22 protein-coding genes and 2 pseudogenes are annotated in these 25,466 nt (G+C 70.5%); 11 read left to right on the top strand and 13 right to left on the bottom strand.

Annotated elements, in window-relative coordinates:
* Window positions 1–305 precede the first annotated feature (305 nt).
* From ACQ86G_RS07600 to ACQ86G_RS07580, 5 genes are all read left to right on the top strand, one after another.
* Window positions 306–989, top strand: coding sequence for an RNA polymerase sigma factor (locus ACQ86G_RS07600; RefSeq protein WP_431260014.1), 684 nt, complete (start codon window positions 306–308; stop codon window positions 987–989).
* Window positions 986–1,489 (top strand): hypothetical protein, encoded by a 504-nt coding sequence (locus ACQ86G_RS07595; protein WP_431260013.1) that lies wholly within the window; start codon window positions 986–988, stop codon window positions 1,487–1,489. The genes ACQ86G_RS07600 and ACQ86G_RS07595 overlap by 4 nt, the downstream gene beginning before the upstream one ends.
* Before the next feature lie 68 nt (window positions 1,490–1,557).
* A complete protein-coding gene (locus ACQ86G_RS07590) occupies window positions 1,558–2,436 on the top strand; it encodes a hypothetical protein (RefSeq protein ID WP_431260012.1) in 879 nt (292 codons plus the stop codon).
* Between the two features lie 82 nt (window positions 2,437–2,518).
* Window positions 2,519–2,728 carry a hypothetical protein gene (locus ACQ86G_RS07585; protein WP_431260011.1) on the top strand — a complete coding sequence of 70 codons (210 nt, stop codon included), beginning with the start codon at window positions 2,519–2,521 and terminating at the stop codon, window positions 2,726–2,728.
* A gap of 60 nt (window positions 2,729–2,788) precedes the next feature.
* Window positions 2,789–5,119 (top strand): DEAD/DEAH box helicase, encoded by a 2,331-nt coding sequence (locus tag ACQ86G_RS07580; protein WP_431260010.1) that lies wholly within the window; start codon window positions 2,789–2,791, stop codon window positions 5,117–5,119.
* A gap of 54 nt (window positions 5,120–5,173) precedes the next feature.
* On the opposite strand, the gene ACQ86G_RS07575 is transcribed toward ACQ86G_RS07580, so the two are convergent.
* A complete protein-coding gene (locus tag ACQ86G_RS07575) occupies window positions 5,174–5,338 on the bottom strand; it encodes a hypothetical protein (protein ID WP_431260009.1) in 165 nt (54 codons plus the stop codon).
* 221 nt (window positions 5,339–5,559) lie between these two features.
* On the opposite strand from ACQ86G_RS07575, the gene ACQ86G_RS07570 reads away from it, so the two are divergent.
* On the top strand, window positions 5,560–5,970 hold the full coding sequence (locus ACQ86G_RS07570) for a thioredoxin family protein (RefSeq protein WP_431260008.1): 411 nt from the start codon (window positions 5,560–5,562) through the stop codon (window positions 5,968–5,970).
* Between the two features lie 134 nt (window positions 5,971–6,104).
* A complete protein-coding gene (locus ACQ86G_RS07565) occupies window positions 6,105–7,481 on the top strand; it encodes a leucyl aminopeptidase family protein (RefSeq protein ID WP_431260007.1) in 1,377 nt (458 codons plus the stop codon).
* A 33-nt stretch (window positions 7,482–7,514) separates the two neighbouring features.
* Here the strand turns inward: ACQ86G_RS07565 and ACQ86G_RS07560 are convergent.
* The 5 genes and pseudogenes from ACQ86G_RS07560 to ACQ86G_RS07540 form a co-directional block, all read right to left on the bottom strand.
* Window positions 7,515–9,217, bottom strand: a pseudogene (locus ACQ86G_RS07560) (GMC family oxidoreductase).
* Between the two features lie 70 nt (window positions 9,218–9,287).
* Window positions 9,288–10,712 (bottom strand): cell envelope integrity protein CreD, encoded by a 1,425-nt coding sequence (gene creD, locus ACQ86G_RS07555; protein WP_431260006.1) that lies wholly within the window; start codon window positions 10,710–10,712, stop codon window positions 9,288–9,290.
* Between the two features lie 62 nt (window positions 10,713–10,774).
* Window positions 10,775–12,301: a two-component system sensor histidine kinase CreC gene (gene creC, locus ACQ86G_RS07550; RefSeq protein ID WP_431260005.1), complete on the bottom strand. Its 1,527-nt coding sequence runs from the start codon at window positions 12,299–12,301 to the stop codon at window positions 10,775–10,777.
* A 6-nt stretch (window positions 12,302–12,307) separates the two neighbouring features.
* Window positions 12,308–13,037 (bottom strand): annotated as a pseudogene (gene creB, locus ACQ86G_RS07545) (two-component system response regulator CreB).
* Window positions 13,038–13,045: 8 nt separating this feature from the next.
* The gene (locus ACQ86G_RS07540; RefSeq protein ID WP_431260004.1) at window positions 13,046–13,996 is read right to left on the bottom strand and encodes a helical backbone metal receptor; all 951 of its coding nucleotides are present in this window, start codon (window positions 13,994–13,996) and stop codon (window positions 13,046–13,048) included.
* A gap of 296 nt (window positions 13,997–14,292) precedes the next feature.
* Between ACQ86G_RS07540 and ACQ86G_RS07535 the strand changes: the two genes are divergently transcribed.
* Window positions 14,293–14,808: an RNA recognition motif domain-containing protein gene (locus ACQ86G_RS07535; RefSeq protein WP_431260003.1), complete on the top strand. Its 516-nt coding sequence runs from the start codon at window positions 14,293–14,295 to the stop codon at window positions 14,806–14,808.
* Window positions 14,809–14,894: 86 nt separating this feature from the next.
* Here ACQ86G_RS07535 and ACQ86G_RS07530 read toward each other — a convergent pair whose 3' ends face one another.
* The 6 genes from ACQ86G_RS07530 to ACQ86G_RS07505 form a co-directional block, all read right to left on the bottom strand.
* Window positions 14,895–15,671, bottom strand: coding sequence for an SDR family oxidoreductase (locus tag ACQ86G_RS07530; RefSeq protein ID WP_431260002.1), 777 nt, complete (start codon window positions 15,669–15,671; stop codon window positions 14,895–14,897).
* The gene (gene lptC, locus ACQ86G_RS07525; RefSeq protein WP_431260001.1) at window positions 15,668–16,510 is read right to left on the bottom strand and encodes an LPS export ABC transporter periplasmic protein LptC; all 843 of its coding nucleotides are present in this window, start codon (window positions 16,508–16,510) and stop codon (window positions 15,668–15,670) included. Before lptC ends, ACQ86G_RS07530 begins: the two co-directional genes overlap by 4 nt.
* The gene (locus ACQ86G_RS07520) at window positions 16,510–17,004 is read right to left on the bottom strand and encodes a KdsC family phosphatase (protein WP_431260000.1); all 495 of its coding nucleotides are present in this window, start codon (window positions 17,002–17,004) and stop codon (window positions 16,510–16,512) included. Before ACQ86G_RS07520 ends, lptC begins: the two co-directional genes overlap by 1 nt.
* Before the next feature lie 112 nt (window positions 17,005–17,116).
* Complete coding sequence (locus ACQ86G_RS07515; RefSeq protein WP_431259999.1) at window positions 17,117–18,106, bottom strand: KpsF/GutQ family sugar-phosphate isomerase; 990 nt, start codon at window positions 18,104–18,106, stop codon at window positions 17,117–17,119.
* Entirely contained in the window at window positions 18,103–19,386 is a 1,284-nt protein-coding gene (locus ACQ86G_RS07510; protein WP_431259998.1) for an ATP-binding protein, read from the bottom strand. Before ACQ86G_RS07510 ends, ACQ86G_RS07515 begins: the two co-directional genes overlap by 4 nt.
* Window positions 19,387–19,457: 71 nt before the next feature.
* Window positions 19,458–20,120, bottom strand: coding sequence for a response regulator transcription factor (locus ACQ86G_RS07505; RefSeq protein WP_431259997.1), 663 nt, complete (start codon window positions 20,118–20,120; stop codon window positions 19,458–19,460).
* Window positions 20,121–20,282: 162 nt separating this feature from the next.
* Between ACQ86G_RS07505 and ACQ86G_RS07500 the strand changes: the two genes are divergently transcribed.
* Both ACQ86G_RS07500 and ACQ86G_RS07495 read left to right on the top strand, forming a co-directional pair.
* Entirely contained in the window at window positions 20,283–21,032 is a 750-nt protein-coding gene (locus ACQ86G_RS07500; RefSeq protein ID WP_431259996.1) for a phosphatase PAP2 family protein, read from the top strand.
* Window positions 21,033–21,101: 69 nt separating this feature from the next.
* Entirely contained in the window at window positions 21,102–21,680 is a 579-nt protein-coding gene (locus ACQ86G_RS07495; protein WP_431259995.1) for a DJ-1/PfpI family protein, read from the top strand.
* Between the two features lie 210 nt (window positions 21,681–21,890).
* Here ACQ86G_RS07495 and ACQ86G_RS07490 read toward each other — a convergent pair whose 3' ends face one another.
* On the bottom strand, window positions 21,891–23,162 hold the full coding sequence (locus tag ACQ86G_RS07490) for a Glu/Leu/Phe/Val family dehydrogenase (RefSeq protein ID WP_088408129.1): 1,272 nt from the start codon (window positions 23,160–23,162) through the stop codon (window positions 21,891–21,893).
* 267 nt (window positions 23,163–23,429) lie between these two features.
* Here ACQ86G_RS07490 and ACQ86G_RS07485 point away from each other — a divergent pair, with 267 nt between their 5' ends.
* Entirely contained in the window at window positions 23,430–25,427 is a 1,998-nt protein-coding gene (locus ACQ86G_RS07485) for a cation:proton antiporter (RefSeq protein WP_431259994.1), read from the top strand.
* The last annotated feature ends 39 nt before the right edge of the window (window positions 25,428–25,466 follow it).

Genomic DNA, 25,466 nt, shown 5'->3' with positions numbered 1-25,466 from the left:
GGCGCTCACTTGCGTGAAATGGCCCCGTCGAAAACGATTTGCGAACATCGCACGCTGCACTGTTCTCGACTTTCGGGCGACAGGCGCCCGGTGTGGCGTGGAAGTGTCATTCCCCTGAAACATGGGGCATGCCCGACCGCCTTCTGCATCGCGTACGCCCCCGGCGACATTCTTGTGTGCGAGCCGGGAACTTTCCGGACTTCTGCCGCAATACGTTCATGCGGCGAGGAACGACTCGCGCTGTCGAAGTCCCGGCGACCACCGTCGCCGGCCACCCCAACGACCCATCGCACGCCGAACGCCCGATGAGCTTCTGGACCCGCCTGGCTGGCCGCGCCCGCCCCGATCCCGCCGCCGCGCCTGCCGACGGTGAGCGGCGCGAGCCCCCGCCGACCCACGTCGCCGTCAGCGAAGCGCTGGTGCGCCGCCTGCGCCAGGGCGATGCGAGTGCGCTGGAACCGCTGTACCGCAGCGAGTCACCCGGCGTCTACCGCTACGCGCTGGCGCTGTGCGGCCAGTCCGACTGGGCGGCGGACGCGATGCAGGAGGCCTTCGTCCAGTTCGCCGGCCGGCCCGAGGGCTGGGACGCGGGCAGAGGACCGCTCGGCGCCTACCTCGCCGGGATGGCGCGGCATCACCTGCTGGCACGCTGGCGGGACCTGCCGGTCGCCCATGACGAGGACGCCGACGACCGCCCCCACGACCCTGCCGACGCACCCGAACAGCAACTGGTCCGCGCGCAGGACCAGGCACGCGTCTGGGCCGCCCTGCAGACCCTGCCCTGGACTTTCCGCGAAGCCGTCGTGCTGGTCGATCTCCAGGAGCGGGCCTATGCCGAGGCCGCCCGCATCGCCGGCATCGAACTCAACACGCTGCGCACGCGGCTCCACCGGGGCCGTGCGCGCCTGCTGGCCGCGCTCCAGGACGAGTCTCGGCCCCTGTCGTCCGACGTCGCGGCCGCCATCGAACGCTCCTCGAAGTCCGCATGATGAAGACCACCGACACCTCCCCGCCCCGCACCGCGCGCCTGGCCGACTGGCTGTGGGCGGTCGCCCAGGACCTGCGCCAGCGCACACCGCCGGTCGATCGCGACGACGCGGTCCTCGGCGCCATGCACCGGCAGTTCGCCGCCCGGCAGAAGACGGCCAAGGCCGGCCGCTGGAGATGGGCGCTCGCCGGACCGGCCTTGTGCGCCTCGGTGCTGGTCGCCTGTGTCTGGCTGCTGGGCTCTGCGCCGCCGGGCGAGTCGGGCGCGACCGTGATGGGAAATCCCGGCAGCGGCTTCATCGTGCTCGTGTCCGCTGACCGCTGGGCCGCGTTCGAAAAGGCCGGCAGCGGCACGGCCTGGCTCGTCCCCGCGGAGGTCCCGCGTGAACGCCTTGCGCTGCTGGGTCTGCCCTACGACCCGGCGGATGCCGCCGCGCCGGTGCGCGCCGAGTTGCTGGTGCACGCCTCGGGCGATGTACTCGCGATGCGCGTCATGCCCTGACCGATCCGGCACCGCCGCTCTCCCCCGCTCCCTTGAACGACGACCTGCTTCCCTCCCTGGAGACCGCCATGAAGACCTCCCTCACCACCCTCGCCCTGGCGCTCACCGCCCTCGCGGTCCAGGCCCAGCCCGCCGCGCACGCATCGCCGGACCCGGGCGCGCAGCCGGCGCCGCCCGCGCCACCCGTGATGCCAGCGGTCGTCCCGCCGGTGCCGCCGGTACCGCCCGTGCCCGACGTCTCCGAGCTGATCGCCGAGTCCGGCGTCGCGATGCACATCCTCAGCAGCGAACGTGTCGTCAAGGGCGCACCGTACTGCGCCCAGGCGGTGCACGAAAGCGTCCAGCCGCTGGCCGACGGCAATCGCATCGTCCATCAGCAGACCAGCCAGTTGTGCCGCGACGGCGAAGGCCGCACCCGTCAGGAAGTCGAACGCCAGGGGCGCAAGGTGGTCTATCTCCGCGATGCGGTCAGCGGCGAGAACTGGCTGCTCGATCCCGAGCGCAAGACCGCGCGTTATCTCGGCGGCGGGCGCGTGGACGCCGAGGCCCAGCGCGAGTACGGCGAACGCATGCGCGAGTACCAGGACAAGATGCGGGACTACAACGACAAGATGCGCGAATACGGTCGGAAGATGCGCGACTGGGCGCGCGAGAACTTCGGCCGCGGCGAGACGGCGCAGCGCGTCGAGGCGCCGAAGCCTCCGGCAGCGCCGGCGGCACCCGCGGTCCATGTCGACACGCGCATCGCGACGCCGGTCGTGATCGCCCCGGGCGACGGCAACCAGGAGGTCCGCGTCATCCGCATCGAGACACCGCCGGGCGCCCTGGGGCCGCTGGCGCCGATGTCGCCCCTGCCGCCGGCCGTGGCCATGCGGGTCGAACCGCTGATCATGAGCGGTCAGGACACGCCGCCGGACAACCTGCCCCCAAGGAGATCGACGGACTGAAGGTCACCGGCGCACGCACGACGCGCACGATCCCCGCGGGCAAGGTCGGCAACGAGAAGCCGATCGTCATCTCGCGCGAGGTGTGGACCTCCCCGACCTGAAAGTCACCGTCAGCGTCCAGACCCGGGATCCGCGCAGTGGCGAACAGAACTACCAGTTGCGCAACATCCGCCGCGCCGAACCCGAGGCCACGCTGATGCGCGTGCCGGCGGACTTCGCGAAGACGGGCCTGCCCAAGCCGCGCACGCCCAAGGACGGCAAGGCGCCGAGGGAGAACGGCAGGGAGGGCTGAGCCGGCGGAGGTGGGCAGGTCGGGGCGACCGGTCGCCCGCGCGTCGACAATGGCTCCCCGATGACCGCGCCGCCGTCCCCGCTCCCGCCGAAACTGATCCTGCAGACGCTCAACCGCGGCGACGGCCTGCTCGGCCTGCGGCCGCACGGCAAGCTGGGCCCGCGCGGCGATCGCGTGTCGCTGCTGAGGCTGGAACGCTGGCCGGCCGATCCGGCGGCGCTCGAGCAGTGGCAGGCGCTGCCGCTGCACCCGGTGGACGTCGACATGCTGCAATGGCGCGACGCCTCCTTCGGGCGAGGCCTGACCCCCTGCTGGACGCTGGCGCAGGAGGACCTGTTCCCCGACTTCGCCGCCGACGAGGTGCCCCGGCTGCGCAAGCTCGGCTGGGAGATCGACTTCCTGCCCGGCTTCGCGCACCACAGCGTCGCGATCGACGCATGGTCATTGGAGATCCAGCCGGAGGACGAGGCGCCGGTCGACGTCGGGACCGCGATCGCCCCCGGCACCGGCGACCGCCTGCCGGCGCTCGCGCTCTCGCGCCGCAAGGGCTCCTGGATGCTGAGCCTGGGCGTGACGGTGCAGGGACAGCGCGTCGACCTCGCGCCGATGATCTGGGACCTGTTGCGCAAGGACCGCCGCTGGCTCTACGCCGAGGCGATCGCCGGCATCGACGATGACGCCATCATCAGCCTGAAGGCACCCGGCGGACGCCGGCTGCATTCGACGGCGGCGCCGTTGAAGCGGTTGATGCTCAACCTGCTCGACGTCCTGGTCGCCCAGCGCTCACGGCGCGGGCCGGTGAAGCTCACCTCGTGGGAAGCGGCGCGGCTGGCCGCGCTCGACCGGCCGGACAGCCGCTGGCAGGTCTTCGGCGCCGACGAACTGCGGACGATGTGGGAGCGCCTGCGCGACGCCGGCCCGCCGCCGGCGTCGACCGCGCCGGAAGGCCTGGGCATCACGCTGCGTCCTTACCAGCTGCAAGGCCTGGCGTGGCTCCAATATCTGGCGCGCCAGGAGCTCGGCGGCATCCTGGCCGACGACATGGGCCTGGGCAAGACCGCGCAGGCGCTGGCGCACCTGCTGGTCGAGAAGCAGGCCGGGCGGCTGACGGCGCCGGCGCTGGTCGTCGCGCCGACCTCCCTGATCTTCAACTGGACGCAGGAGGCCGCGCGGGTCGCGCCCGATCTGCGGGTGGCGACCTTGTCCGATCCCGCGGAGCGCGCGCAGGTGATGAAGCGCCTCGGCGACATCGACCTGCTGCTGTGCAGCTACGGCCTGGCGTGGCGCGAGGTGCGGGCGCTCTCGAAGCCGAAGTTCTCGGTGCTGGTGCTGGACGAAGCCCAGGCGGTGAAGAACCCCCGCTCGCGGGCGGCGCGGGCGCTGCGCCGGCTTCAGGCGGATCAGCGCGTCGTGCTCACCGGCACTCCGCTCGAGAACCACCTGGGCGAGCTCTGGACGCAGTTCGACTTCCTGATGCCGGGCTACCTCGGCGAGTCACGGTCCTTCGCCCGCCATTGGCGCAAGCCGATCGAGCAGACCGGCGACGCCCGCCGCGCCCGGGAACTGGCCTCCCGCGTGCGGCCGTTCATCCTGCGGCGCCTGAAGGAAGAGGTCGCGAAGGACCTGCCGCCGATGACCGTCCTCGTCCAGCGCATCCCCTTGCAGGGGCGTCAGCGCCAGCTGTACGAAAGCGTCCGCATCGGCGCCGACCATCTGGTGCGGCGGCTGTTGAAGGACTCGGAAATCTTCGGATCCGGGCTGATGTCGGTGCTGGACGCGATGCTGAAGCTGCGTCAGGTGTGCTGCGATCCGCGGCTGGTGCCGGGCATCGCGCTGCCGCACGGCATGGAGGCCGCCAAGCTGGAATGGATCCAGGAGAAGGTGCCCGAGATGATCGCCCAGGGCCGGACGATCCTGGTGTTCTCGCAATTCACCGGCATGCTGGATCTGATCGAGGCCGCGATGGTGGCGCTGCGGATCCCGCTGATGAAGCTGACCGGCGACACACCGCAAGGCAAGCGGGGCGACGTGGTGCGGCGCTTCCAGGCGGGCGAGGCGCCGCTGATGCTGGTCAGCCTGAAGGCGGGCGGGGTGGGGCTGACCTTGACGGCGGCGGACACCGTCATCCAGGTGGACCCCTGGTGGAACCCGGCGGTCGACGCGCAGGCACACGCCCGGGCGCACCGGATCGGCCAGACACGGCCGGTGTTCGTCCATCAGCTGGCGATCGAGGGCTCGATCGAGGAGCGCATGCTCGAACTGCAGGCCCGCAAGCGGGCGCTGGCGGACGGCCTGCTGGGCCATGACGGAGGGGAGCGTCTGGAGAAGTTCAGCGCCGACGAGATCGATCGGTTGCTGGCGCCGTTGCAGTCCCCGGACGACGAGGACTGACGGACGCGAGGGGCGAGGCCGCCGCCCGGACTCGGGGCAGCCCCGCGCCGGGGATCAGCGCTTGCGGTCGAAGCGCAGGGCGCGCGCGACGCTGCGGCGGTCGCAGCCCAGGCTGGGGACTTCGAAGGCCTCGTGCTTGCGGCCCTTGTCGTGCTGCGCCAGTTCCGGCATCGGGAGGCGGCGCGGCTGGGATTCGGTACGGATATGGGACTTCATCATGGTCGGGGACCTTCTTGGCTTTCAGCGACATCGAGCGGGGGAAGACCGCTAGCAATGACCGCTTTGTGCCAGCTAACGCAGGCCTTCGGCACTCCGTTGACAGCCTGCTCACAAATCTGAACAAAGCTCGCGCCATCGTCACGCACCCGGCACCAGGATGGTGCTTTGGACGTATAGCGAACGCATTCGCCCTTGGGGCAACTCGGCTAAGCTCCGGCTCCATGTCCGCCGTTTCCCCCTCGTCGCCCGTGCCGGCCCCCGCCTCCGAGAGGTCGTCCGACCTGCTGGTCGCCTGCCTGTGCGCCGCCTGGTGCCGGACCTGCGACACCTATCGCGACGACTTCGCCGTGCTGCGTCAGCAGCATCCGGGCGCCCGCTTCCTGTGGGTGGACATCGAGGACGACTCGGAACTGGTCGACGACCTGGAGGTCGAGACCTTCCCGACGCTGCTGATCGGGCAGGGGGAACGGGTGTGCTTCATCGGGCCGGTGCTGCCGGGGCCGGCGGCGGCTCAGCGCTTGATCCAGGCCGCTCAGGACAACCCGGCGATGTCTGCCGCCAGCCCCAATGCGCCGGCCGGCACGACCGCGGCGGCGCAATCGCTGCTGTCGCGTCTGCGGCAGTCCTGCTGAGCGGTTCCTCGACCCCGCGCGCTGCGCGCGCCCTCACCCCCATCCCCTCCCGCAAGCGGGAGAGGGAGCGAGAATGGCTCACCGCCAACCCCAAGGCCGGCTCCCCGCGCGACCCGCGGCGAGCCGGTGCATCGATGAACGTCCAATTCAAGAACTCGGTGGCTCGCGCCACGCCCATCCTGGCGCTGGATCGCGCCGCCTACCAGGCGCTCGCCCCGAAGCTGCCCAAGCGCACCCAGCAATGGCTGGCGACGCTGGGCTTCTCCGCCGCGCCGGACACCTTCGCCCTGGTGCCGGGCGAGGACGGCAAGCTGGCGCAGGTCTTCGCCGGCGTGGCCCATGCCGCCCACCCGTTCGCGCTGGCGGCGCTGCCGCTCGCGCTGCCGGAAGGCGTCTATACCCTGTCGCCCGACGGCCTGCCGCTGCAGGACGAGGCGGCCGCGATGTCCTGGGAACTGGGCTGCTACCAGTTCGACCTCTACAAGCCGCGCAAGCGGGAGCCGGCGCAGCTGCTGATCAAGAGCAGCCCGGACGGCCAGCGCGGCCTCGCGATCGCCACCGCGATGACCGCGGTGCGCGACCTCGTCAACACGCCCGCCGAGCACATGGGGCCGGAAGAACTGTCGAAGGCCGCGGCTGTCGTCGGCAAACAGCACGGCGCCAAGTTCAAGGAAATCGTCGGCGACGACCTGCTGAAGAAGAACTTCCCGGCGATCCACGCCGTCGGCCGCGCGAGCACCCGCGCGCCGCGCCTGATCGAGCTGAACTGGGGCAGCGACAAGCACCCCAGACTGACGCTGGTCGGCAAGGGCGTGTGCTTCGACACCGGCGGCCTGGACATCAAGCCGGCCGACGGCATGCGCCAGATGAAGAAGGACATGGGCGGCGCAGCCAACACGCTGGGCCTGGCCACGCTGATCATGGCGCTGAAGCTGCCGGTGCGCCTGCAGGTGCTGATCCCGGCGGTGGAGAACTCGATCAGCGGCAACGCCTACCGTCCGGGCGACGTGATCAAGACCCGCGCCGGCCTGCACATCGAGATCGGCAACACCGATGCCGAGGGCCGCGTGATCCTGTGCGACGCGCTCGCCTACGCCACCGAGTCCAAGCCCGAGCTGATCATCGACCTGGCCACGCTGACCGGCGCGGCCCGCATCGCGCTGGGCGCCCAGCTGCCGGCGCTGTTCTCGAAGCACATGGACACCGGGCGCGACCTGGTCGACCTCGGCCTGAAGATGGACGACCCGCTGTGGCACATGCCGCTGTGGTCGCCCTACAAGGAAGGCATCACCTCGAGCATCGCCGACATCGTGAACACCGGCCGCAGCGCGCTGGCCGGCGCGATCAACGCAGCACTGTTCCTCGAGGCCTTCATCCCGCCCGAGCAGGACTGGCTGCACATCGACCTGTTCGCCTGGAACGACATCGCGCGTCCGGGCCGCCCGGTCGGCGGCGAGGCCCAGACGATCCGCACGCTGCTGGCCTACATCGAGGAACGCTTCAGCGCCTGACGGTCCTGTGACCGGCGCCTGGCCGGCGCCGGATCACTCCCCGGCGCGCAGCCAGGCGGCGGCGCGCTCCGCGATCATCAGCGTGGGCGAGTTCGTGTTCCCGCTGGTGATCGTCGGCATCACGCTCGCGTCGACGACCCGCAGACCGGCCACGCCGCGCACGCGCAGGCGGCTGTCGACGACGGCGCGCTCGTCGTCGGCCCGGCCCATGCGGCAGGTGCCGACCGGATGGAAGATCGTCGTGGCGATGTCGCCGGCCAGGCGGGCCAGTTCCTCGTCGGTCTGGAACTCGACCCCCGGCCTGTGCTCGCGCGGCCGGTAGCGCGACAGCGCCGGCTGCTCGACGATGCGCCGCGTCAGCCGCAGGCTGCGCGCCGCGATGTCGCGGTCCTCGGCGGTGCTGAGGTAGTTGGGCGCGATCAGCGGCGCATCGGCCGCGTCGGCGCTGCGGATCGCGACCGTGCCCCGGCTGGTCGGATTCAGGTTGCAGACGCTTGCCGTGAACGCGTTGAACCCGTGCAGCGGCTCACCGAACGCGTCCAGCGACAGCGGTTGCACGTGGTACTGCAGGTCGGGCCATTCCTTGTCCGGCCCGCTCCGGGCGAACGCACCGAGCTGGGACGGTGCCATGCTCATCGGACCGGTGCGACGCAACGCGTACTCCAGCCCGATCCGCGCCTTGCCGAACCAGCTCGACGCCAAGGTGTTGAGCGTGCTGACGCCGTCGACCTGGAAGACCGCGCGGATCTGCAGGTGGTCCTGCAGGTTGGCGCCGACGCCGGGCAATGCCTTCACGACCTCGATGCCGTGCCGTTGCAGCAGCGCCGCCGGCCCGAGGCCTGACAGCTGCAGCAGTTGCGGCGAACCGATCGCCCCGGCCGCGAGCAGCACTTCGCCACCCGGGTTCAAGCGGACGGTCTCCAGCCCGTGAGGCGTGCGCACGAGCACGCCGTCGCACCGCAGCTCCCCATCGGGCTGCGCGAACAGCAGCCGCTGCGCGTGCGCGCCGGTCCACATCTCGAAGTTGGGCCGCGCGTAGCAGGTGGGCCGCAGGAAGGCTTTCGCGGTGTTCCAGCGCCAGCCGTCGCGCTGGTTGACCTCGAAGTAACCCACGCCCTCGTTGTCGCCGCGATTGAAGTCGGGCGTCGCCGGGATGCCGGCTTGCTGCGCGGCCTCGGCAAACGCGTCCAGCACGACCCAGCGCAGTCGCTGCTTCTCGACGCGCCACTCGCCGCCGTGCCCGTGCATCGCCGGGTCGAAGCCGGGGGCCGATCGGCTCCCTCGTCCAGGCGCCAATGGTCCTCATGCTGACGGAAGTACGGCAGCACCGCGTCCCAGCGCCAGGCGTCGTCGCCGGCCGCCTCGGCCCAGCCGTCGTAGTCGCGGGTCTGGCCCCGCATGTAGATCATCCCGTTGATGCTCGAGCACCCGCCCAGCACCTTGCCGCGCGGATAGCGCAGGCTCCGCCCGTTCAGGCCCGCGTCGGGCTCCGTCTTGAACAGCCAGTCCGTGCGCGGATTGCCGATGCAGTACAGGTAGCCGACGGGGATGTGGATCCAGTGGTAGTCGTCGCGGCCGCCGGCCTCGAGCAGCAGCACGCGCCTGGACGGATCGGCGCTGAGCCGGTTGGCCAGCAGGCAGCCGGCGGTACCGGCGCCCACGATGATGGTGTCGAAGCGGCCCGAGGCGGTCTCGGGCGCCGCATCGCGGTCGTTGCTTGCGTTGTCTCCGCCCATGTCTCTCTTGTCGTGATGGGTCTGTGAAGACCCATGCTGACCGAGCCACGGGCGGCCGGCAACCACGTTGTCACCAGGAGCCGATGGCCGCTTCTTCCGGCCGCTCCGCAGTGCGCCCGTTCAGCGCGTACCAGTCGATGCGCCGCGTCAGCGTCATGACCGCCGCCAGCACCGCGAAGAGCAGCGAGGCGCCGACCACCAGCGAGGCCTTCTCCAGGTTGAGCAGCACGAAGAGCGCGCCGTAGAGCACCGCCACCAGCGCGCCGAACCCCAGACCGCGCAGCGCCGTGCCGAGCATGGCCGCGCCATAGAAGCTCAGCAGCCCGATCGCCGCGCCCGCCGCCAGCGCATAGGACAGCGCGAAGCTCAGGTGCTCCGACAGGCTCAGCAGCAGCAGGAAGAACAGCGTCATCGCCAGGCCGACGAGCAGGTACTGCACGGGATGCACGCGACGGCGGGACAGCAGCTCCAGCAGACCGACGCTGACGAAGGTGAGCACGATGAACATCAGGCCGTACTTGATGGCGCGGTCGCTCATCACGTAGGGGTTGACCGGATCGATCATCGAGAACGCCAGCGTGTCGGCCACGACGCCCGGACTGCCCTCATGGCCCGGCACCGGATTCGGTGCGTAGGCACGGCCGGCCTCCGGGTCGCGCTGGACCCCGGGCAGCGCGTACCCGGCCAGGACGTCGCGAGGCGCCGTCGTCGCGAGCTCGGTCACCTGCCACTGCGCCTCGAAGCCGCGCTCGCCGATCTCCTTGGACATCGGCAGGAAACGGCCGCCGAAGCTCGGATGCGGCCAGTTCGAGCGCAACTTGACCTGTGTCGCGGAGGCCGCCGGCACGATGCCGAAGTCGGTCATCCCGACCAGGTTGATCGCGAACGACAGCGTCAACGGCTGATCCAGCGCCTGGTCCGGAAGCACCACATGAAACCCGTGCGGGTAGCTGTCGTGGCGGGTGCCCGGCCGGACCTGCAGGGCCTGGGCGCCGCGCTTGACGGTCACGGCGCGCAGCCCGCGAGCGTCGCTGACGGCGAACATCACGCGCGGGTCCCCGCAGCTCAGCCTGCCCTTGTGCTCCGCCACGGGCGTCAGCACGCCCAGCGAGGCCCACTGGGCCTGCAGCGTCACCTCGCCCGCGTAGCCGTTCACCTTGAACAGGCCGCGCTCGCGCTGCTCCTGGTTCAGCGTGCCGTCGACCTTGAGGTCGGCGGGGACCGCCGAGAGCACGAAATCGCGCCGTTCCGGCGTCTTCGTGAGGTCCTTGCCGGTCCCGCTGACGGACTCCCATTCTTCCGAGCAACTGCGCTGCACCAGCGGACCGAGCAGCACCTGCGGGCCCGACTGCGCCGCGGCCACACCGGCCTCGGCGGCGCGCTGGCGCTCCTGGCGCTCGTCCACCAGCCAGCCGATCCGCAACAGCACGACCATCAGCAGCAGCGTCACGCCGCCCAGGATCACCAGCTTCCACCACAGCGCCTTCCTCTGCATCGTCCTTCTCCTTGCCCCTCGGCAGTCCACGGAAGGCGGCAGTCTCGGCAGCGGTGGTGAGCTCAGGACGAAGTTTGTGAGGCGGCGGTGAAGAGCGGGAACACCAGCCTCACGCGCAGGCCGGGCTCGGCCGCTTCGAAGCGCAACTCGCCCCGATGCAGACCCGCGATCTGGCGCACGATCGCCAGGCCCAGGCCGGAGCCCTTGCGCAGGCTGCCCGGACGGGCGGTCGAGAAGAAGCGCTCGCCCAGTTGCGCGAACGCCCCCGCCGGCACGCCGGGGCCGTGGTCGCGAAGTTCGAAGAAGGCGCTGGTGCCGTGGGTGCCGTGAGTGCCGCCCGCCGGCGCGATGCCCACCTGCAGCACGAGTTCGGACCCCGACGGTGCGAAGTCGATCGCGTTCGTCAGCAGGTTGCTGATCGCCAGCGCGAGCATCTCGGCATCGGCCTGCAGTTCCACCGCGTCACGGCGCAGCCAGCGCACCGCCAGTCCCTGTTGCGCCAGCCGGTCGCCGAGCAGCGCGAGGGCCTCGTCGACCGCGCCGACCAGCGCCACCGGTCGCGGATGCTCCGGCCCGCGCCGCAGTTCCAGCGTGGACAAGGCGAGCAGCCGCTCCACCAGCTCCGTCATCCGCTCGCTCTGCGACACCACCTGCGCGGCAAAGCGCTGCCGGTCCGCGTCGGGCAGCGCGTCCTGCAGCAGTTCGCCGGCGCCGCGCAGCGCGGCCAGCGGGCTCTTGAGTTCATGCGTCAGCGCGCGCACCAGGTGCTCGAGGCGCTCCCGGCCGTCGAGCCGCTCGCGCATCGCATCCATCGCCTGCGCGAGATCGCCGAGCTCGCCGGGCACCTTCGGCGGCGCCTGGCGCTCGCCGAGCTGGACCTCCTGCGCGTAGCGCCGCAGGCGCCGCACCGTGAGGATCATCCAGGCCGTCACCGCCACGCCCACCGCCAGCGACACCGCCAGCAGGCCCAGCCCCGCGATCCAGATGCGGCGCTCGGCGCGGAAGATGATCTGCTGCACCGCGGCCGCCGGCTTCGCGACAGTGACGACGCCGATCGTGCGCCCGTCCAGGCGCACCGGTGCCGCGACGTACATCACCGGACTGCCCTGCGCATCCTTGCCGTTGCCGAGTTCGCCGGCGTTCCCGTAGAGCGCGGGCCTCTCGGGCGTCGAGCGTGCGCCGTACTCGCCGCGCAAGGTGCGGGCGACGTCGTTCCAGGCGGAGTAGTCCTGGCCGACCGCCGGCACGGGACTGGTGTCCAGCACGACACGTCCGCCCGCGTCCGTCACGTAGATCCGGAAATCCAGCGAGCGCTTGCGCGCGCTGAGGATGCGCGCGTCGACGGGACGCTCGGCGTAATCGCGCACCCGTTGCGCAAAGCGCGTGCCGCCCAGGTCCCCGCCGGGCGGCATCGCGGCGAGTTCATCGCGCGCCAGCTCGGCCACCAGGTTGGCGGTGTCGACCATCATGTCCTCCATCACCTCGCGCACGCTGGGCTTGAACTCGCCCAGCACGACGCGCAGCAGGATGAAGGCGCTCAGCCCCGCCACCAGGAAGAAGCCGAGGAACAGTCGCAGGCCGATGCGCATCCGCCGTCACTCCAGCGAGTAGCCCATGCCGCGGTGCGTGCGGATCGGGTCGAGGTCGGGCCGCACCTGGCGCAGCTTGGCGCGCAAGGTCTTGATGTGGGTGTCGACGGTCCGGTCGCCGCTGTCGGCATCCATGCCCCAGACGGCGTCGAGCAGGCTGTCGCGGCTGTGGATGCGTCCGGGCGCCTTCAGCAGACGCAGCATCAGGCCGAGCTCGCGGCGCGTCGGCGGCAGCAGCTCGCCATGGAAGCGCACCCGGGAGCCTTCGGCCTCGACGACGAAACCGGCGATGGCCGGCGCGGCCGGTTCCACCGGCGCCTGGGCACGGCGCAGCAGCGCCCGTACCCGCGCGACCAGTTCCCGGTTGCTGAAGGGCTTGGCCCAGGTAGTCGTCGGCGCCCAGCTCCAGGCCGAGCACCTTGTCGCCCTCCTCGCTGCGGGCACTCAGCACCAGCACCGGCAGCCGCGCCAGCGGGCCCTGGCGCAGTTCGCGGCACAGGTCCAGGCCGTTGCCGTCCGGCAGGCCGACGTCGAGGATCGCCAGGTCCGACACGTTCGAGGCCAGCGCGGCACGCGCCTCGTGCAGCCAGCCGCAGGCGCGGACCCGGTAGCCCTCACGCTCCAGCACGAAGCTGACGGTCTGGGCGATCGCGGGATCGTCTTCCAGCAGCAGGACCTGGCCGGCGAACGGGGCGGGAGACGCGGTGGGAGACGCGGCGGCGGAAGACGTGCTCATGCCCGCGATCATCGCGGAGTTGTGCAGCGCTTCACCTCCGCCAGCTCGCGCAGGTAGCGCAAACCGTCGGCGGCGCGCGGTCCGTACCAGCTGATCAGCTCGCCGTCGACCAGCCGCACCCGGGCGTTCGGACAGAGCGCCTGCGCTTCGGCCAGATGCGCCTGGCCGAAGCGGTAGGGCTCGGAACTGAGCAGCAGCTCGTCGATCTCCGCCAGCCAGGGCTCGTCGCCCGTCACGACCGGGTAGCGCGCCGCGCCGTGCGGGCCGCCGTCGACCGGCGGCCAGGTGTGCCAGCCCACCTCGGCGAGCATGCGGGAGATGTAGGTGTCCCGCGCCACCGTCATCCAGGGCGCGCGCCAGATCAGATAGAGCACGCGACGCGCGCCCTGCCCCGACGGGGATCCGGCGAGGAAGGACCGGCAGGCGGCCAGCTCCTCCTGCAACCGCGCGGCGAGACGGTCGGCGCGGTCACGGAGTTCAGGGACATCCGGCAGCGCCCCTTCGAGGTAGGCAATTTCCTCCGGCGGGGTGACTTTTCTGCCGGCGGGTTCAGACCTGACCCCCAGTTCGGCGGCAAAAACCTCCACCATCTCGACGATCTGCGCGATCAAGCCGAGGTTGTCTTCCGGACCACACGGATGGGTCACCACCAAATGGGGGATCCAGGCGCGCAGGGCTTCCACGGTGTCGAGGCGGTTCTCGTCCACGTTGACCACCACATGGGTGGGTGCCAGCGCCTTCACTTTCGGGAGGTTGACGTCCTTCGTCCCCCCGATCTTTGATATTGCTGACACCGCTGGCGCGGGGTGAATGCAAAAACCGGTGCGGCCGACGACCCAGGGGCCCAATCCAAGTGCGAACAGCAGTTCCGTCACGGAAGGGACGAGCGAGACGATGCGCAGGCGCGGCGCGGCAGGGGCTTCGTCCGGAAGTGGGCGCGGTGGGGCGATGGGCGACACGGTGTGCGATTTCAGCAGGGTTGCATCCGCATAGTGGAAAACACCGAGCGGGAATCGAGGCGCTCGGGAGTCTGATTTGCCCCTCCAAAGGGCCGGAGGCGGAGATTGTTGAGCGCCTCTGACACTGCTCGGGGTTTGTGCGCATAAGCTGAAAAACAACAACCAGCTTGACGCGTTGCGAACCGCCAATCCTGTCACACATAATCGGATCGCCTGAATGCAGCGCCTTCGTATGAGTGGTTCACGATGGGTTGAAGCAGCACATTGGGTTATTTGGTTTTGAAAGGGCTTCCCCCATGGGAAACAAGCTATACGTGGGCAACCTCGCTTACAGCGTGCGAGATGAGTCGCTCCAGGAGGCATTCGCGCCATTCGGCACCGTCATTTCCGCCAAGGTCATGATGGATCGTGAGACCGGACGTTCCAAGGGCTTCGGCTTCGTGGAAATGTCGACGGATGACGAAGCGCAGGCTGCCATCAACGGCATGAACGGTCAGGCCCTCGACGGCCGCGCGATCGTCGTCAACGTGGCTCGTCCGCGTGAAGACCGTCCGGGCGGCGGTGGCGGCTTCGGCGGCGGTGGCCGCAGCGGTGGTGGCGGCTTCGGCGGCGGCGGTGGCCGCAGCGGTGGCGGCGGCTACGGCGGTGGTGGCGGCGGCGGCTACGGTGGTGGCGGCGGCGGTGGTCGCAGTGGCGGCGGCGGCGGTTACGGCGGTGGCCGTAGCGGCGGCGGCGGTTACGGCGGCGGCGGCGGTGGCGGCTACGGTGGTGGCGGCGGCGGCAGCTACGGCGGCGGTCGCGGCGGCTACTGAGCCACGCACGGCAGGCGGGTCCACCCCGCCTCGCAATGAAGAAGGCGCTCCTCGGAGCGCCTTTTCTTTGGGCGATCAGCGCAGGGTCAGGTCTCGCCCTGACGATGCTTGCGCGGACGCCCCGCCAGCAGCCGATCGAAGAGCGCGCCCGGCAACAGCCGCATCAGACGCGCCACGACACCCATCTGCCACGGGATGAACCGCACCCGCGCGCCCGCCGCGATGGCCGCATAGGCCTTGCGCGCGAAGTCTTCCGGCTGCATCAGGAAGGGCATCCCATAGCGGTTCTCCCGTGTCAGCGGAGTATCGACATACCCCGGCGCAATCGTCACGACCTTCACGCCGTCGGGCCGACATTCCCCGCGCAGGCTCTCGCAATAACTGAAGACGGCGGCCTTGCTGGAGCAGTAAGCGCCATGTCCCGGCAGCCCGCGGATACCCGCGACGCTGGCGATGCCCACGAGCGTGCCGCTGCGTCGCGCCCGCATGGCGCTGACGAACGGATGGAAGGTCGCGGCCAGGCCGATGTTGTTGGTGGCGTAGAGGCGCTGCATCACGGCGAGATCCTCGTAGATCGCCGTGTCCATGCCGATGCTGATGCCGGCGTTGGCGATGACGACGTCGGGCAGTCCCTGCTCGGCGATGCAGCGGCGGCCGGTGGCCGCGATGGCCTCGACGTCGCTGACGTCGGCGCGGTACACCCGCCACCGGGATGGCTCCAGCCGCTGCTGCTCGGCCCAGGCCGTCAGCTCCTCGACGCGGCGCGCGACCAGCGCCAGGTTCCAGCCTTCGCGGTAGTACTGCAGCGCGAGCGCCTGGCCGATGCCGCTGGAGGCACCGGTGATGTAGACGAGTCGGGTCATGGCTTGCTGCGGAAGGTCGCGGTGCCGGAGGCCGCACTGGCAGGTCGGGCGACCGGCTTGGCGGGATCGGCGGGAACGGCATTGACGGACGCCGTGCCGGTGGCCTTTGCACCCTCTTTGGCGCCCTCTTTGGCGCCCTCTTTCGCGGCGGTCTTCGCAGCGGCCTTGGCGGGCTGCAGCGACGGGCGCACGCCGGGCTGCGCGGCGAAGGTCGCGCGACCGCCGCCGCTGAAGGTCAGGCGACCGGTCAACTGGTCGTAGACGAAGCTCTTCACCTGCATCTCGCCGCCCATGCCGACGACGCGCGCCGGCAGGTGGGAGCGGATCTGCTGCTGAGGCACGAAAGCGTGCAGGAACTCGCCGTAGAGCTCCAGATCGGGTGCCTTCGACGTGTCGCCGTTCGGGTAGCGCTTGACCTTGACGTCGCCGAGCAGCTGCACTTCGCTGCCGTCGCCGTTGGACACGCCGCGCTGCGCGTCGGCGACCAGCAGCTCGTCCAGCTTGCCGTAGGCGCGCAGTTCCGGCGTGTCGATCTCGAGCGTGTCGTTGTCCGGGTAGTGGCGCATCTCGGTGCCGATGATCCGGCCGGTGAGCCGGCCATCGCTGCTGAAGCGCTGCACCTCGAAACCGTTCATGCGGTAGTCCGGCTCATGCTTGGGCGCGGCCTTCTCGCGCGGCGCCTCGAGTTGCGGCGTGTTCTTGATGAGCCACCAGGTGAACCCCGCCAGCATCGCCATCAGCAGCAGCGGCACATAGTTGGCCAGCATCGATTGCAGACGCCACAGCAGCGGCTGTGCGCGACGGCGCGGGGCGATCGGTGGCGGAACGAGTGCCGCCATCAGTGACCGCTCCCGTCCAGGGTCTCGAGATGACCGTTCAGCAGCTTCGCGTACTGGCCGGCCGCGATCAGCAGCAGGTCGCAGAACTCGCGCGCGGCGCCATGTCCGCCGGCGGCGGCGGTCACGTGATGCGCCACGGCCTTGACCTCGGCATGGGCCTGCGCCGGCGCGCAGGCGAAGCCCGCGCGCACCATCAGCGGCAGGTCCGGCCAGTCGTCGCCGATCGCGGCCACCTCGTCCCAGTGCAGTCCCAGCTGATCGAGCAGCGGCTGCGCCGCAGCCAGCTTGTTCTTCGCGCCGTAGACCGCATGCGGCAGGCCCAGATCGGCCACCCGGCGCCGCACCGCCGGCGAGTCCCGGCCGGTGATCACGATGGGCACGATCCCGCCCTGCGCCAGCAGCTTCATGCCGTGGCCGTCCAGCGTGGCGAAGGCCTTGATCGTCTCGCCCGCTTCGCTCAGGTAGATGCGGCCGTCGGTCAACACGCCGTCCACGTCGAAGATCGCGGCCTTGAGCCCGAGCGCCGGGCCTTGCGCCTTCAGCAGCAGCTCGGGGGGAAGGACAGCGCGGGCTTGAGTTCGCGCACCACCGGAGAAGAGCCGCTCATCAGATCACCTTCGCGCGCATCAGGTCGTTGATGCTGATCGCGCCGACCAGGCGCTGCTCGTCGTCGACCGCCAGGACGAGCGTGATGCGCGCCTGCTCCATCAGGTCGGCCGCGACGACGGCCAGCGCGTCGGCGGCGACGGTGCGCGGATTCGGATGCATCACCTGGCCGGCGGTCAGGCCGCGCAGGTCGGTGCCGCGCTCGATCAGGCGGCGCAGGTCGCCGTCGGTGAAGATGCCGCCGACCTTGCCGTCGGCATCGGCCAGCACGGCACAGCCCAGGCCCTTGTCGGACATCACCCGCATCATGTCGAGCAGCGGCATGTCCGCGCCGACGCGGGGCAGCGAGTCACCGCTGCGCATCAGGTCGCGGACGTGTGTCAGCAGGCGGCGGCCGAGCGAGCCGCCCGGGTGCGACCGCGCGAAGTCCTCGGCGCGGAAACCGCGGGCGTCGAGCAGCGCCACGGCCAGCGCGTCGCCGAGCGCGATCTGCGCGGTGGTGCTCGCGGTCGGCGCCAGGTTCAGCGGGCAGGCCTCCTGCGCCACGCGCGAGTCCAGCACGAAGTTCGAATGCTTGGCCAGCGACGACGACAGGCCGCCCGTCATCCCGATCAGCGTCACGCCCAGGCGCTTGAGCACCGGGATGATGGCGTTGAGCTCGTCGCTCTCGCCGGAATTGGACAGTGCCAGCACGATGTCGCCGGGGGTGACCATGCCGAGGTCGCCGTGGCTGGCCTCGCCGGGATGGACGAAGAACGCGGGCGTGCCGGTGGACGCCAGCGTGGCGGCGATCTTGCGACCGACGTGGCCGCTCTTGCCCATGCCCATCACCACGACGCGGCCGGCGCTGTCGAGGATCGTGCGCACCACCTGCTCGAACGATTCGCCCAGCCGGGGACCGAGCGCCAGCAGCGCATCGGCCTCGACCTTCAAGGCGGCACGGGCCACGTCGAGCGCGCGGGAATGGGTGAGGGCGGCATGGGTCGTCATAAGGGCGAAAGTGTAGCCGCCGGGGTCGGATCAGTCCGGCGCCGGACCCAGCCGCATCGCCACGCCGAAGCCCCCGTCCACGGGGGCAGACGCAGGTCGCCACCGTGGGCGCGCGCCACGAGGTCGGCCATCATCAGGCCCAGGCCCATGCGGCCTTCGTACTGCTGGCGCTCCAGCGCATCGTTGAGGTCCACGCGCTGCCAGTCGGCCGTGCCTTCGCCGTTGTCCGTGAGTTGCAGCAGCAGGCCGCCATCGGGCTGGCGCTGCAGGCGCAGCTGCACCCGCGAGGCGCCGTGGCGCCAGGCGTTGTCGATCAGGTTGATCAACGCCGCGGCGAGCAGGTCGGGATCGGCGTCGATGCCGGCCTCGTCCTCGGGCAGGTCCAGCGCCAGGCCGTCCGGCAACGGCAGCAGCGACAGCAGCTCGATCAGGTCCAGGCGCTGCCAGCGCAGGCTCATCCCGGTGCGGAACAACGTCAGCAGCGCGGTCACGACACGGCGCAGCCGGTCGGCCGCCTCACGCGTGCGCTGCAGCCGGGCGCGCGATTCAGGCGGCGCCTCGCGCAGCGCCATCGCGAGCTGCGCGTCCATGCCCGCGAGCGGCGTGCGCAACGCATGCGCCGCATGGGCGCTGAAGGCGCGCTCGTTGGCCACGCGCTGTGCCAGGCGTTGACCGAGGTCCAGCACCGCCGCTCGGATCCCGGCCAGTTCCTGGCGGTGCTGCTCGGGCAGCATCTGGCGGGTATCGAGCGGGTCGTAGTCGGCGAGCGCGCTGGACAGCTCGGCCAGCGGGGCCAGTTCGGCCCGCGCGCGCCGGTTCATCCACATCATGCACAGGCCCCCGACCAGCAAGGCCGACAGGGCGCTGGCGAGTCCGACGCGGCTGCGCACCTCCTTCCGCTCGGCGCTGGTCTGCGCCACCATCAGCCAGCCCGGTCCGGCCACGGTCGGCAGCGGGCGCACGTGCACGCGCCAGTCGTCGCCGTCCGTGCCGTCGTCCTGCCAGTCGCTGAAGCCGGGCGGCAGCTTCCACGCGTTCACCGGCGCCAGCGGCGAGCGGTGCAGCAGCGCGCCGTCCGCCCCGACCAGCTGCCAGGCGAAGTGGGTGCTGAGGTCGTCGTTGTCGGCGATCTCGGCCGGCATCGCGCTGCTCTGGCGCAGCAGCTGCCCCAGCACCTGCGAGGACGCCTGCAGGGTCTCGTCGAGCAGCTCGTCGACTTCCTCCTGCACGACCAGCCAGACGCTGACGCCCGCCAGCAGCGCCCAGAAGGCGGAAATCATCAGCAGCTGGCGCGCTAGGCGCCCGGCGATCGACGGTCGGCGCGGACCCGTGGGCGCGTTCGCCTCCACGTTCAAGCGGCCTCCGGCCCGAGCCGGTAGCCCAGGCCGCGGACGGTCTCGATCAGTTCCCGGCCGAGCTTGCGGCGCAGGCTCGACACATGGACCTCCAGGGCGTTGCTCAGGACCTCGGCGTCGTCGCCGAGCACCTGCAGCTCCAGGTCGCGCTTCGGGTACAGCCGGCCGGCGCGCTGCGCCAGCGCCTCCAGCACGGCCCATTCACGGGCGGTGAGTTCGACGGCGTGGCCGTCCCGCGTCGCGCGCTTCGAGGCGAGGTCCAGCACCACGTCGCCGTAACGCCGCTGCGAGCTGCTGGCGCCGACATGGCGGCGGCTGACCGCGCGCAGGCGGGCGGCGAGTTCCTCCGGCGCGAAGGGCTTGACCAGATAGTCGTCGGCGCCGCTGTCCAGCCCCTGCAGGCGGTCGGCGAGCAGATCCCGCGCGGTCAGCATCAGCGCCGGCGTCGACACGCCGCGCTGGCGCAGCCCGCGCAGCCAGTCCAGGCCCGAGCCGTCCGGCAACTGCCAGTCGACCAGCAGCGCCTCGAACTCCTCATGCTGACGTGGCAGCACCTCGGACAGCCGTCGGGCCCAGGTCACCGTGTGGCCCTCGGCGCGCAGGAAATCGCGCAGGCCTTCTCCCAGGAGTTCGTCGTCTTCGAGCAGCAGCAGTCGCATGGAGTGAGGGCGGCCTTCAGGCCGGATCGCCGGACGGGAAAGATAGCAGCCGCAGACACGACGCGCGAGCACCCGCCTCGATGTGCGAAACGGCGCGAGTCTTCAGCCGAGCTTCAGTTTCACTTCAGGGCGACTTCAGCGCCGCGGCGCCCACTGCGACCCGTGAAGCCGCATCCCCTGTCCTCCCTCCAGCTCGGCGCCGGCTCGACCGCGGCGCCGGTCCTGTCGCCCGTCGGGGCGATGTCGCTCCCGGCGCTGCGGCGCGGCTGGCTGGTCGCGCTGGCGGGCCTGGCGGCGCTGCTGCTCTGGGACCTGGCCGGGTGGGACCTGGCCGTCGTGCGGCTCTTCGCCGACGCGCATGGCTTCGCGCTGCGCGACCACTGGATGACCTCCGGCCTGCTGCACCAGGGCGGTCGCTGGGTCGCCACCGGACTGGCCGTGATGCTGCTGATCAACGCCGTCCGCCCCCTGTGGCCCGGACTGACGCGGCGCGAGCGCTGGGGTGCGGTGGCACTCACGGCGGTCAGCCTGATCCTGATCCCGTTGATGAAGCAGGGCAGCACCACGAGCTGCCCCTGGGACCTGGCCGAGTTCGGCGGCGTCGCGCACTACGTGTCGCACTGGCGCTTCGGCCTGCGCGACGGCGGCCCCGGCCACTGTTTCCCCTCGGGACACGCGAGTTCCGCCTTCGCCTTCTTCAGCCTGTTCTTCATGCTGCGGCGCGCCTATCCGCGGCAGGCACGGTTCGCGCTGGGCGCGGTCGTGACGATGGGCGGGCTCTACGGCTTCGCGCAGATGGCGCGCGGCGCGCACTACCCCAGCCACACGATGTGGACCGGCTGGATCTGCTGGACGCTGGCCGTCGTCGCGGCGCCGTGGCTGCGAGCCCGCGACGCCGACGCGGTTACATGACGGATTCATCGCCCTGACGATCGCGACCTCCCAGAATCGGCGCTCCTGCAACGACTCTGGAGAGATGCGATGGGCAAGAAGCTGCTGCTGCTGGCCGGCGATTACGTCGAGGACTACGAGCTGATGGTGCCGTTCCAGGCGCTGCAGGCGGTGGGCCACCAGGTCCACGCGATCTGTCCCGGCAAGAAGGCCGGGGACTACGTCCTGACGGCGATCCATGACTTCGAGGGCGCACAGACCTACTCCGAGAAGCCGGGACACCGCTTCACGCTGAACGCCAGCTTCGACGACATCAAGCCGCAGGACTACGACGCGCTCGTGATCCCGGGCGGCCGTGCACCGGAGTACCTGCGCACGATGCCGGGCGTGCTGCCGCTGGTGCAGCATTTCTCGCAGGCCGACAAGCCCATCGCCGCGATCTGCCACGGCGCGCAGCTGCTGGCCGCGGCCGGCATCATCCGCGGCAAGAAGGTCTCGGCCTATCCCGCCTGCGCGGCGGAAGTCGAGCTGGCGGGCGCCAGCTACGCCGACATCCCGGTCGACCAGGCGGTCACCGACGGCAAGCTTGTCACCGCGCCGGCCTGGCCCGCCCATCCCGCCTGGATTGCGCAGTTCCTGCAAGTGCTCGGCACGAAGATCACCCACTGACCCTCTCCCAAGGTCCTCGGTAGCAAAACCGTTGAAGGACGGAGGTGGTGGGGGACGGCATTGCTGGGGGTTCAGGCGCTTGCCGCCTGTGGCCCCCTGCAATGGCGGCCGACGCCCGGACCGGTGCAGTCGAGACGCTCCACCGACAACGAAAAAACGGGCGCCGAAGCGCCCGTTTCGCCGTAACCGCAAGAAACCGCGGTCGCTCGATCAGGGGTACAGACCGCGCTCTTCGCGCGCTTCCAGCACCCGCGTGCAGGCCACGGTGAACGCCGCCGTGCGCAGCGGGATCTTGTGCTGTTCCGCGGTATCCCAGATGCCCTTGAACGCGCCGACGAGGATCTTGTCCAGGCGGACGTTGATCTCGTCTTCGGTCCAGAAGAACGACGAGAAGTCCTGCACCCACTCGAAGTAGGACACCGTCACGCCGCCCGCGTTCGCGATCACGTCGGGGACGACGATGATGCCGCGGTCCGCCAGCACGGCGTCGCCGTCCGGGGTGGTCGGGCCGTTCGCGCCTTCGATGACGACACGGGTCTGCACGCGCTTGGCGCGTTCGCCGGTGATCTGGCCTTCCAGGGCGGCCGGGATCAGGATGTCCGACTTCACGTCCCAGAAGTTCTCGTTGTCGATGCGGTCGGCGCCCTTGAAGCCGCCCACTCCGCCCGTGCGGGCCAGGTGGTCCAGCAGGTCGGTCATGTCCAGGCCGTTCTCGTTCAGGATGGTGCCGGTGTGGTCCTGCACCGCGACGACGATCGCGCCGTTGGCGGCGAACATCTTCGCGGCCACGGAGCCCACGTTGCCGAAGCCCTGCACGGCGACACGCGCGCCTTCCAGGTTCACGTTCAGGCGACGCATCGCTTCGCGACCGACGACGAACACGCCGCGGCCGGTGGCGGCCACGCGGCCAAGCGAACCGCCCAGCGCGATCGGCTTGCCGGTGACGACGCCGGTGGCGGTCGCGCCGACGTTCATCGAGTACGTGTCCATCATCCAGGCCATGATCTGGCCGTTGGTGTTCACGTCAGGCGCCGGGATGTCCTGGGTCGGGCCGATGATCATGCCGATCTCGCTGGTGTAGCGGCGGGTGACCTTCTCCAGTTCCTTCATCGACAGCGTCTTCGGGTCCAGGCGGATGCCGCCCTTCGCGCCGCCGTAGGGCAGGTTCACTGCGGCGTTCTTGACCGTCATCCAGGCCGACAGCGCCATCACTTCTTCCAGCGTGACGTCCGGGTGGTAGCGCACGCCGCCCTTGCCGGGACCGCGGGTCAGGCTGTGCTGGACACGGTAGCCCTCGAAATGGGCGATGGTGCCGTTGTCGAGTTCGATGGGGATGTCCACGATCAGCGCGCGCTTGGGGCGGCGCAGCGTTTCCACCCAGCGGGCCAGCTTGCCCAGGTAGGGCTCGACGGCGTCGATCTGGGACAGGTAGGTGCCCCAGGGACTGTTGCGCGTGGGGGAAACGAAAGACAGGTTGGGCATGAAATGCTCCGTAACTTTTCGGTGGCGCGAACGGTACCCCGAAGCCCTGCCCGTCCGCCACGTGCGGCAAAGCCGAGTGCACATGCGGGCATGCGCCCCATGCATAAGGGGGCTAGTTTGCGCCCGGGACATGACCAAAGCCAAGTCCCCGGCAGACGAACGCCCAGGCTCCCGGACGCCCGCGAGCCCCGGTCGGAGGCCTCCAGGTTGCGCAAACCCCACTCGGCCGGCCCCATCCGGTCGCGGCCCGCCAGTACCATCGCCGCCATGCTCACCGCGCTGGACCTGACCCTCATCTACCTGATCGCCGCCGTGCTGGGCGTGGTGGTCTGCCGCTCGCTGAAGCTGCCGCCGATCCTGGGCTACCTGGTGGTGGGCGTGGTGATCGGTCCGAACGCGCTGGCGCTCGCCAGCGACGTGCCCGGCGTCCAGCACCTGGCCGAATTCGGCGTGGTGTTCCTGATGTTCGTGATCGGCCTGGAGTTCAACCTCCCCAAGCTGCACAGCATGCGGTCGATGGTGTTCGGACTCGGCCTGCTGCAGGTGGTCGTGACCATCGGCGGGACGATGCTGGGCAACGTCTTCCTGCGCTGGCTGTTCGGCTGGATGGGCTGGGCCTGGGACCTGGGATGGCAGGGGTCGCTGGCGCTCGGCGCGGCGATGGCGATGAGCTCGACGGCCATCGTCGTGAAGCTGATGTCCGAACGGCTCGAGCTGGAAAGCGAACATGGCCGGCGCGTCATCGGCGTGCTGCTGTTCCAGGATCTGGCCGTCGTGCCGCTGCTGGTGCTGATCCCGGCGCTGGGCGGCAGCGGCGCCGAGATGATCGAGTCGCTCGGCTGGGCCGGGCTGAAGGCCGTGGTGCTGCTGGTGCTGCTGCTGACCGGCGGCCAGCACGTGATGCGGCGCTGGCTGACCCTGGTGGCGCGGCGCAAGAGCCAGGAGCTCTTCATGCTGAACCTGCTGCTGGTCACGCTGGGACTGGCCTGGCTGACCGAGCATGCGGGACTGTCGCTGGCGCTGGGCGCGTTCGTCGCCGGCATGCTGATCGCGGAGACCGAATACAAGCACCAGGTGGAACTGGACATCCGCCCCTTCCACGACGTGCTGCTCGGGCTCTTCTTCATCACCATCGGCATGCGCCTGGACTGGCAGACGCTGGTCTTCCAGTGGCCGCTGGTCATCATCCTGGCGCTGGTGCCGACGCTGGCGAAGTTCGTGCTGGTGGCGGGGCTGGCCAAGCTGTTCCGCGCGCCCACCGGCGTCGCGCTGCGCACCGGGCTGTACCTGGCGCAGGCGGGGGAATTCGGCTTCGTGCTGCTGACGCTGGGCGCCCAGCAGAACCTGATCGCGGCGCAGTGGGTCAGCCCGGTGCTGGCGGCGATGGTGCTGTCGATGCTGGTGACGCCGCTGATCATCGAACACAGCAACCGCATCGTCATGAAGCTGTCCGCGAGCGACTGGCTGCTGCAGTCGGTGCAGCTGACGACGATCGCGAAGAAGTCGATCAAGACCGACGCGCACGTGATCATCTGCGGCTACGGCCGCAGCGGGCAGAACCTGGCGACGCTGCTGGAGACGGAGCACATCCCCTACATGGCGCTGGACCTGGATCCGGACCGCGTGCGCCAGGCCGCCGCGGCGGGCAAGAGCGTCGTCTTCGGCGACGCGGCGCGTCTGCCCAGCCTGATCGCCGCCGGCCTGACGCGCGCAAGCGCGGTGGTCATTTCGTACCACGACACGCCGTCGGCGCTGAAGGTGCTGCACGAGGTCCGCGGCCATGCGCCGCATGTGCCGGTGGTCGTGCGCACCATCGACGACACCGACCTCGAGAAGCTGCGCGCCGCCGGCGCGACCGAAGTCGTGCCGGAAGCGATCGAGGGCTCGCTGATGCTCGCGAGCCACGCGCTCGCGCTCGTCGGCGTGCCGATGCGACGGGTGCTGCGCATCGCGCGGGACGCGCGGGATCGCCGCTACGGGTTGCTGCGCGGCTACTTCCACGGGGCCGACGACGATACGTCGGAAGAGCGCGATCAGGCCCGGCTTCAATCCATCAGCCTGCCGATGGCCAGCATCCTCGAAGGACGCACGCTCGGCGAGATCGGCCTTGTGGGATGGGGCGTCAGCGTGGTGTCCGTGCGCCGGCCCAACGGGGCCGTGAAGGACGCGAGCGATGAGCTGGTGCTACAGGGTGGGGACACCCTCGTCGTGTCAGGAACGCCTGAGGCGCTGGCGCGCGCTGAACACGGGTTGTTGGTCGGCTGAAGACCGCCCGCGTGCACAGGCCAGCGCGTTGGCCGCCAT

It is taken from the genome of Roseateles chitinivorans, assembly GCF_050632145.1.
Taxonomy (GTDB): domain Bacteria; phylum Pseudomonadota; class Gammaproteobacteria; order Burkholderiales; family Burkholderiaceae_C; genus Roseateles; species Roseateles chitinivorans_B.
Note: the sequence above shows the minus strand (reverse complement) of the source record. Positions and strands in the feature narration are given on the sequence as shown.

Bases quoted from the DNA above. Each gene is read 5' to 3' on its own strand.
- ACQ86G_RS07600 (WP_431260014.1), top strand. From the start codon at position 306: ATGAGCTTCTGGACCCGCCTGGCTGGCCGCGCCCGCCCCGATCCCGCC.
- ACQ86G_RS07595 (WP_431260013.1), top strand. From the start codon at position 986: ATGATGAAGACCACCGACACCTCCCCGCCCCGCACCGCGCGCCTGGCC.
- ACQ86G_RS07590 (WP_431260012.1), top strand. From the start codon at position 1,558: ATGAAGACCTCCCTCACCACCCTCGCCCTGGCGCTCACCGCCCTCGCG.
- ACQ86G_RS07580 (WP_431260010.1), top strand. From the start codon at position 2,789: ATGACCGCGCCGCCGTCCCCGCTCCCGCCGAAACTGATCCTGCAGACG.
- ACQ86G_RS07575 (WP_431260009.1), bottom strand. From the start codon at position 5,338: ATGATGAAGTCCCATATCCGTACCGAATCCCAGCCGCGCCGCCTCCCG.
- ACQ86G_RS07570 (WP_431260008.1), top strand. From the start codon at position 5,560: ATGTCCGCCGTTTCCCCCTCGTCGCCCGTGCCGGCCCCCGCCTCCGAG.
- ACQ86G_RS07565 (WP_431260007.1), top strand. From the start codon at position 6,105: ATGAACGTCCAATTCAAGAACTCGGTGGCTCGCGCCACGCCCATCCTG.
- creD (WP_431260006.1), bottom strand. From the start codon at position 10,712: ATGCAGAGGAAGGCGCTGTGGTGGAAGCTGGTGATCCTGGGCGGCGTG.
- creC (WP_431260005.1), bottom strand. From the start codon at position 12,301: ATGCGCATCGGCCTGCGACTGTTCCTCGGCTTCTTCCTGGTGGCGGGG.
- ACQ86G_RS07535 (WP_431260003.1), top strand. From the start codon at position 14,293: ATGGGAAACAAGCTATACGTGGGCAACCTCGCTTACAGCGTGCGAGAT.
- ACQ86G_RS07530 (WP_431260002.1), bottom strand. From the start codon at position 15,671: ATGACCCGACTCGTCTACATCACCGGTGCCTCCAGCGGCATCGGCCAG.
- lptC (WP_431260001.1), bottom strand. From the start codon at position 16,510: ATGGCGGCACTCGTTCCGCCACCGATCGCCCCGCGCCGTCGCGCACAG.
- ACQ86G_RS07515 (WP_431259999.1), bottom strand. From the start codon at position 18,106: ATGACGACCCATGCCGCCCTCACCCATTCCCGCGCGCTCGACGTGGCC.
- ACQ86G_RS07510 (WP_431259998.1), bottom strand. From the start codon at position 19,386: ATGATTTCCGCCTTCTGGGCGCTGCTGGCGGGCGTCAGCGTCTGGCTG.
- ACQ86G_RS07505 (WP_431259997.1), bottom strand. From the start codon at position 20,120: ATGCGACTGCTGCTGCTCGAAGACGACGAACTCCTGGGAGAAGGCCTG.
- ACQ86G_RS07495 (WP_431259995.1), top strand. From the start codon at position 21,102: ATGGGCAAGAAGCTGCTGCTGCTGGCCGGCGATTACGTCGAGGACTAC.
- ACQ86G_RS07490 (WP_088408129.1), bottom strand. From the start codon at position 23,162: ATGCCCAACCTGTCTTTCGTTTCCCCCACGCGCAACAGTCCCTGGGGC.
- ACQ86G_RS07485 (WP_431259994.1), top strand. From the start codon at position 23,430: ATGCTCACCGCGCTGGACCTGACCCTCATCTACCTGATCGCCGCCGTG.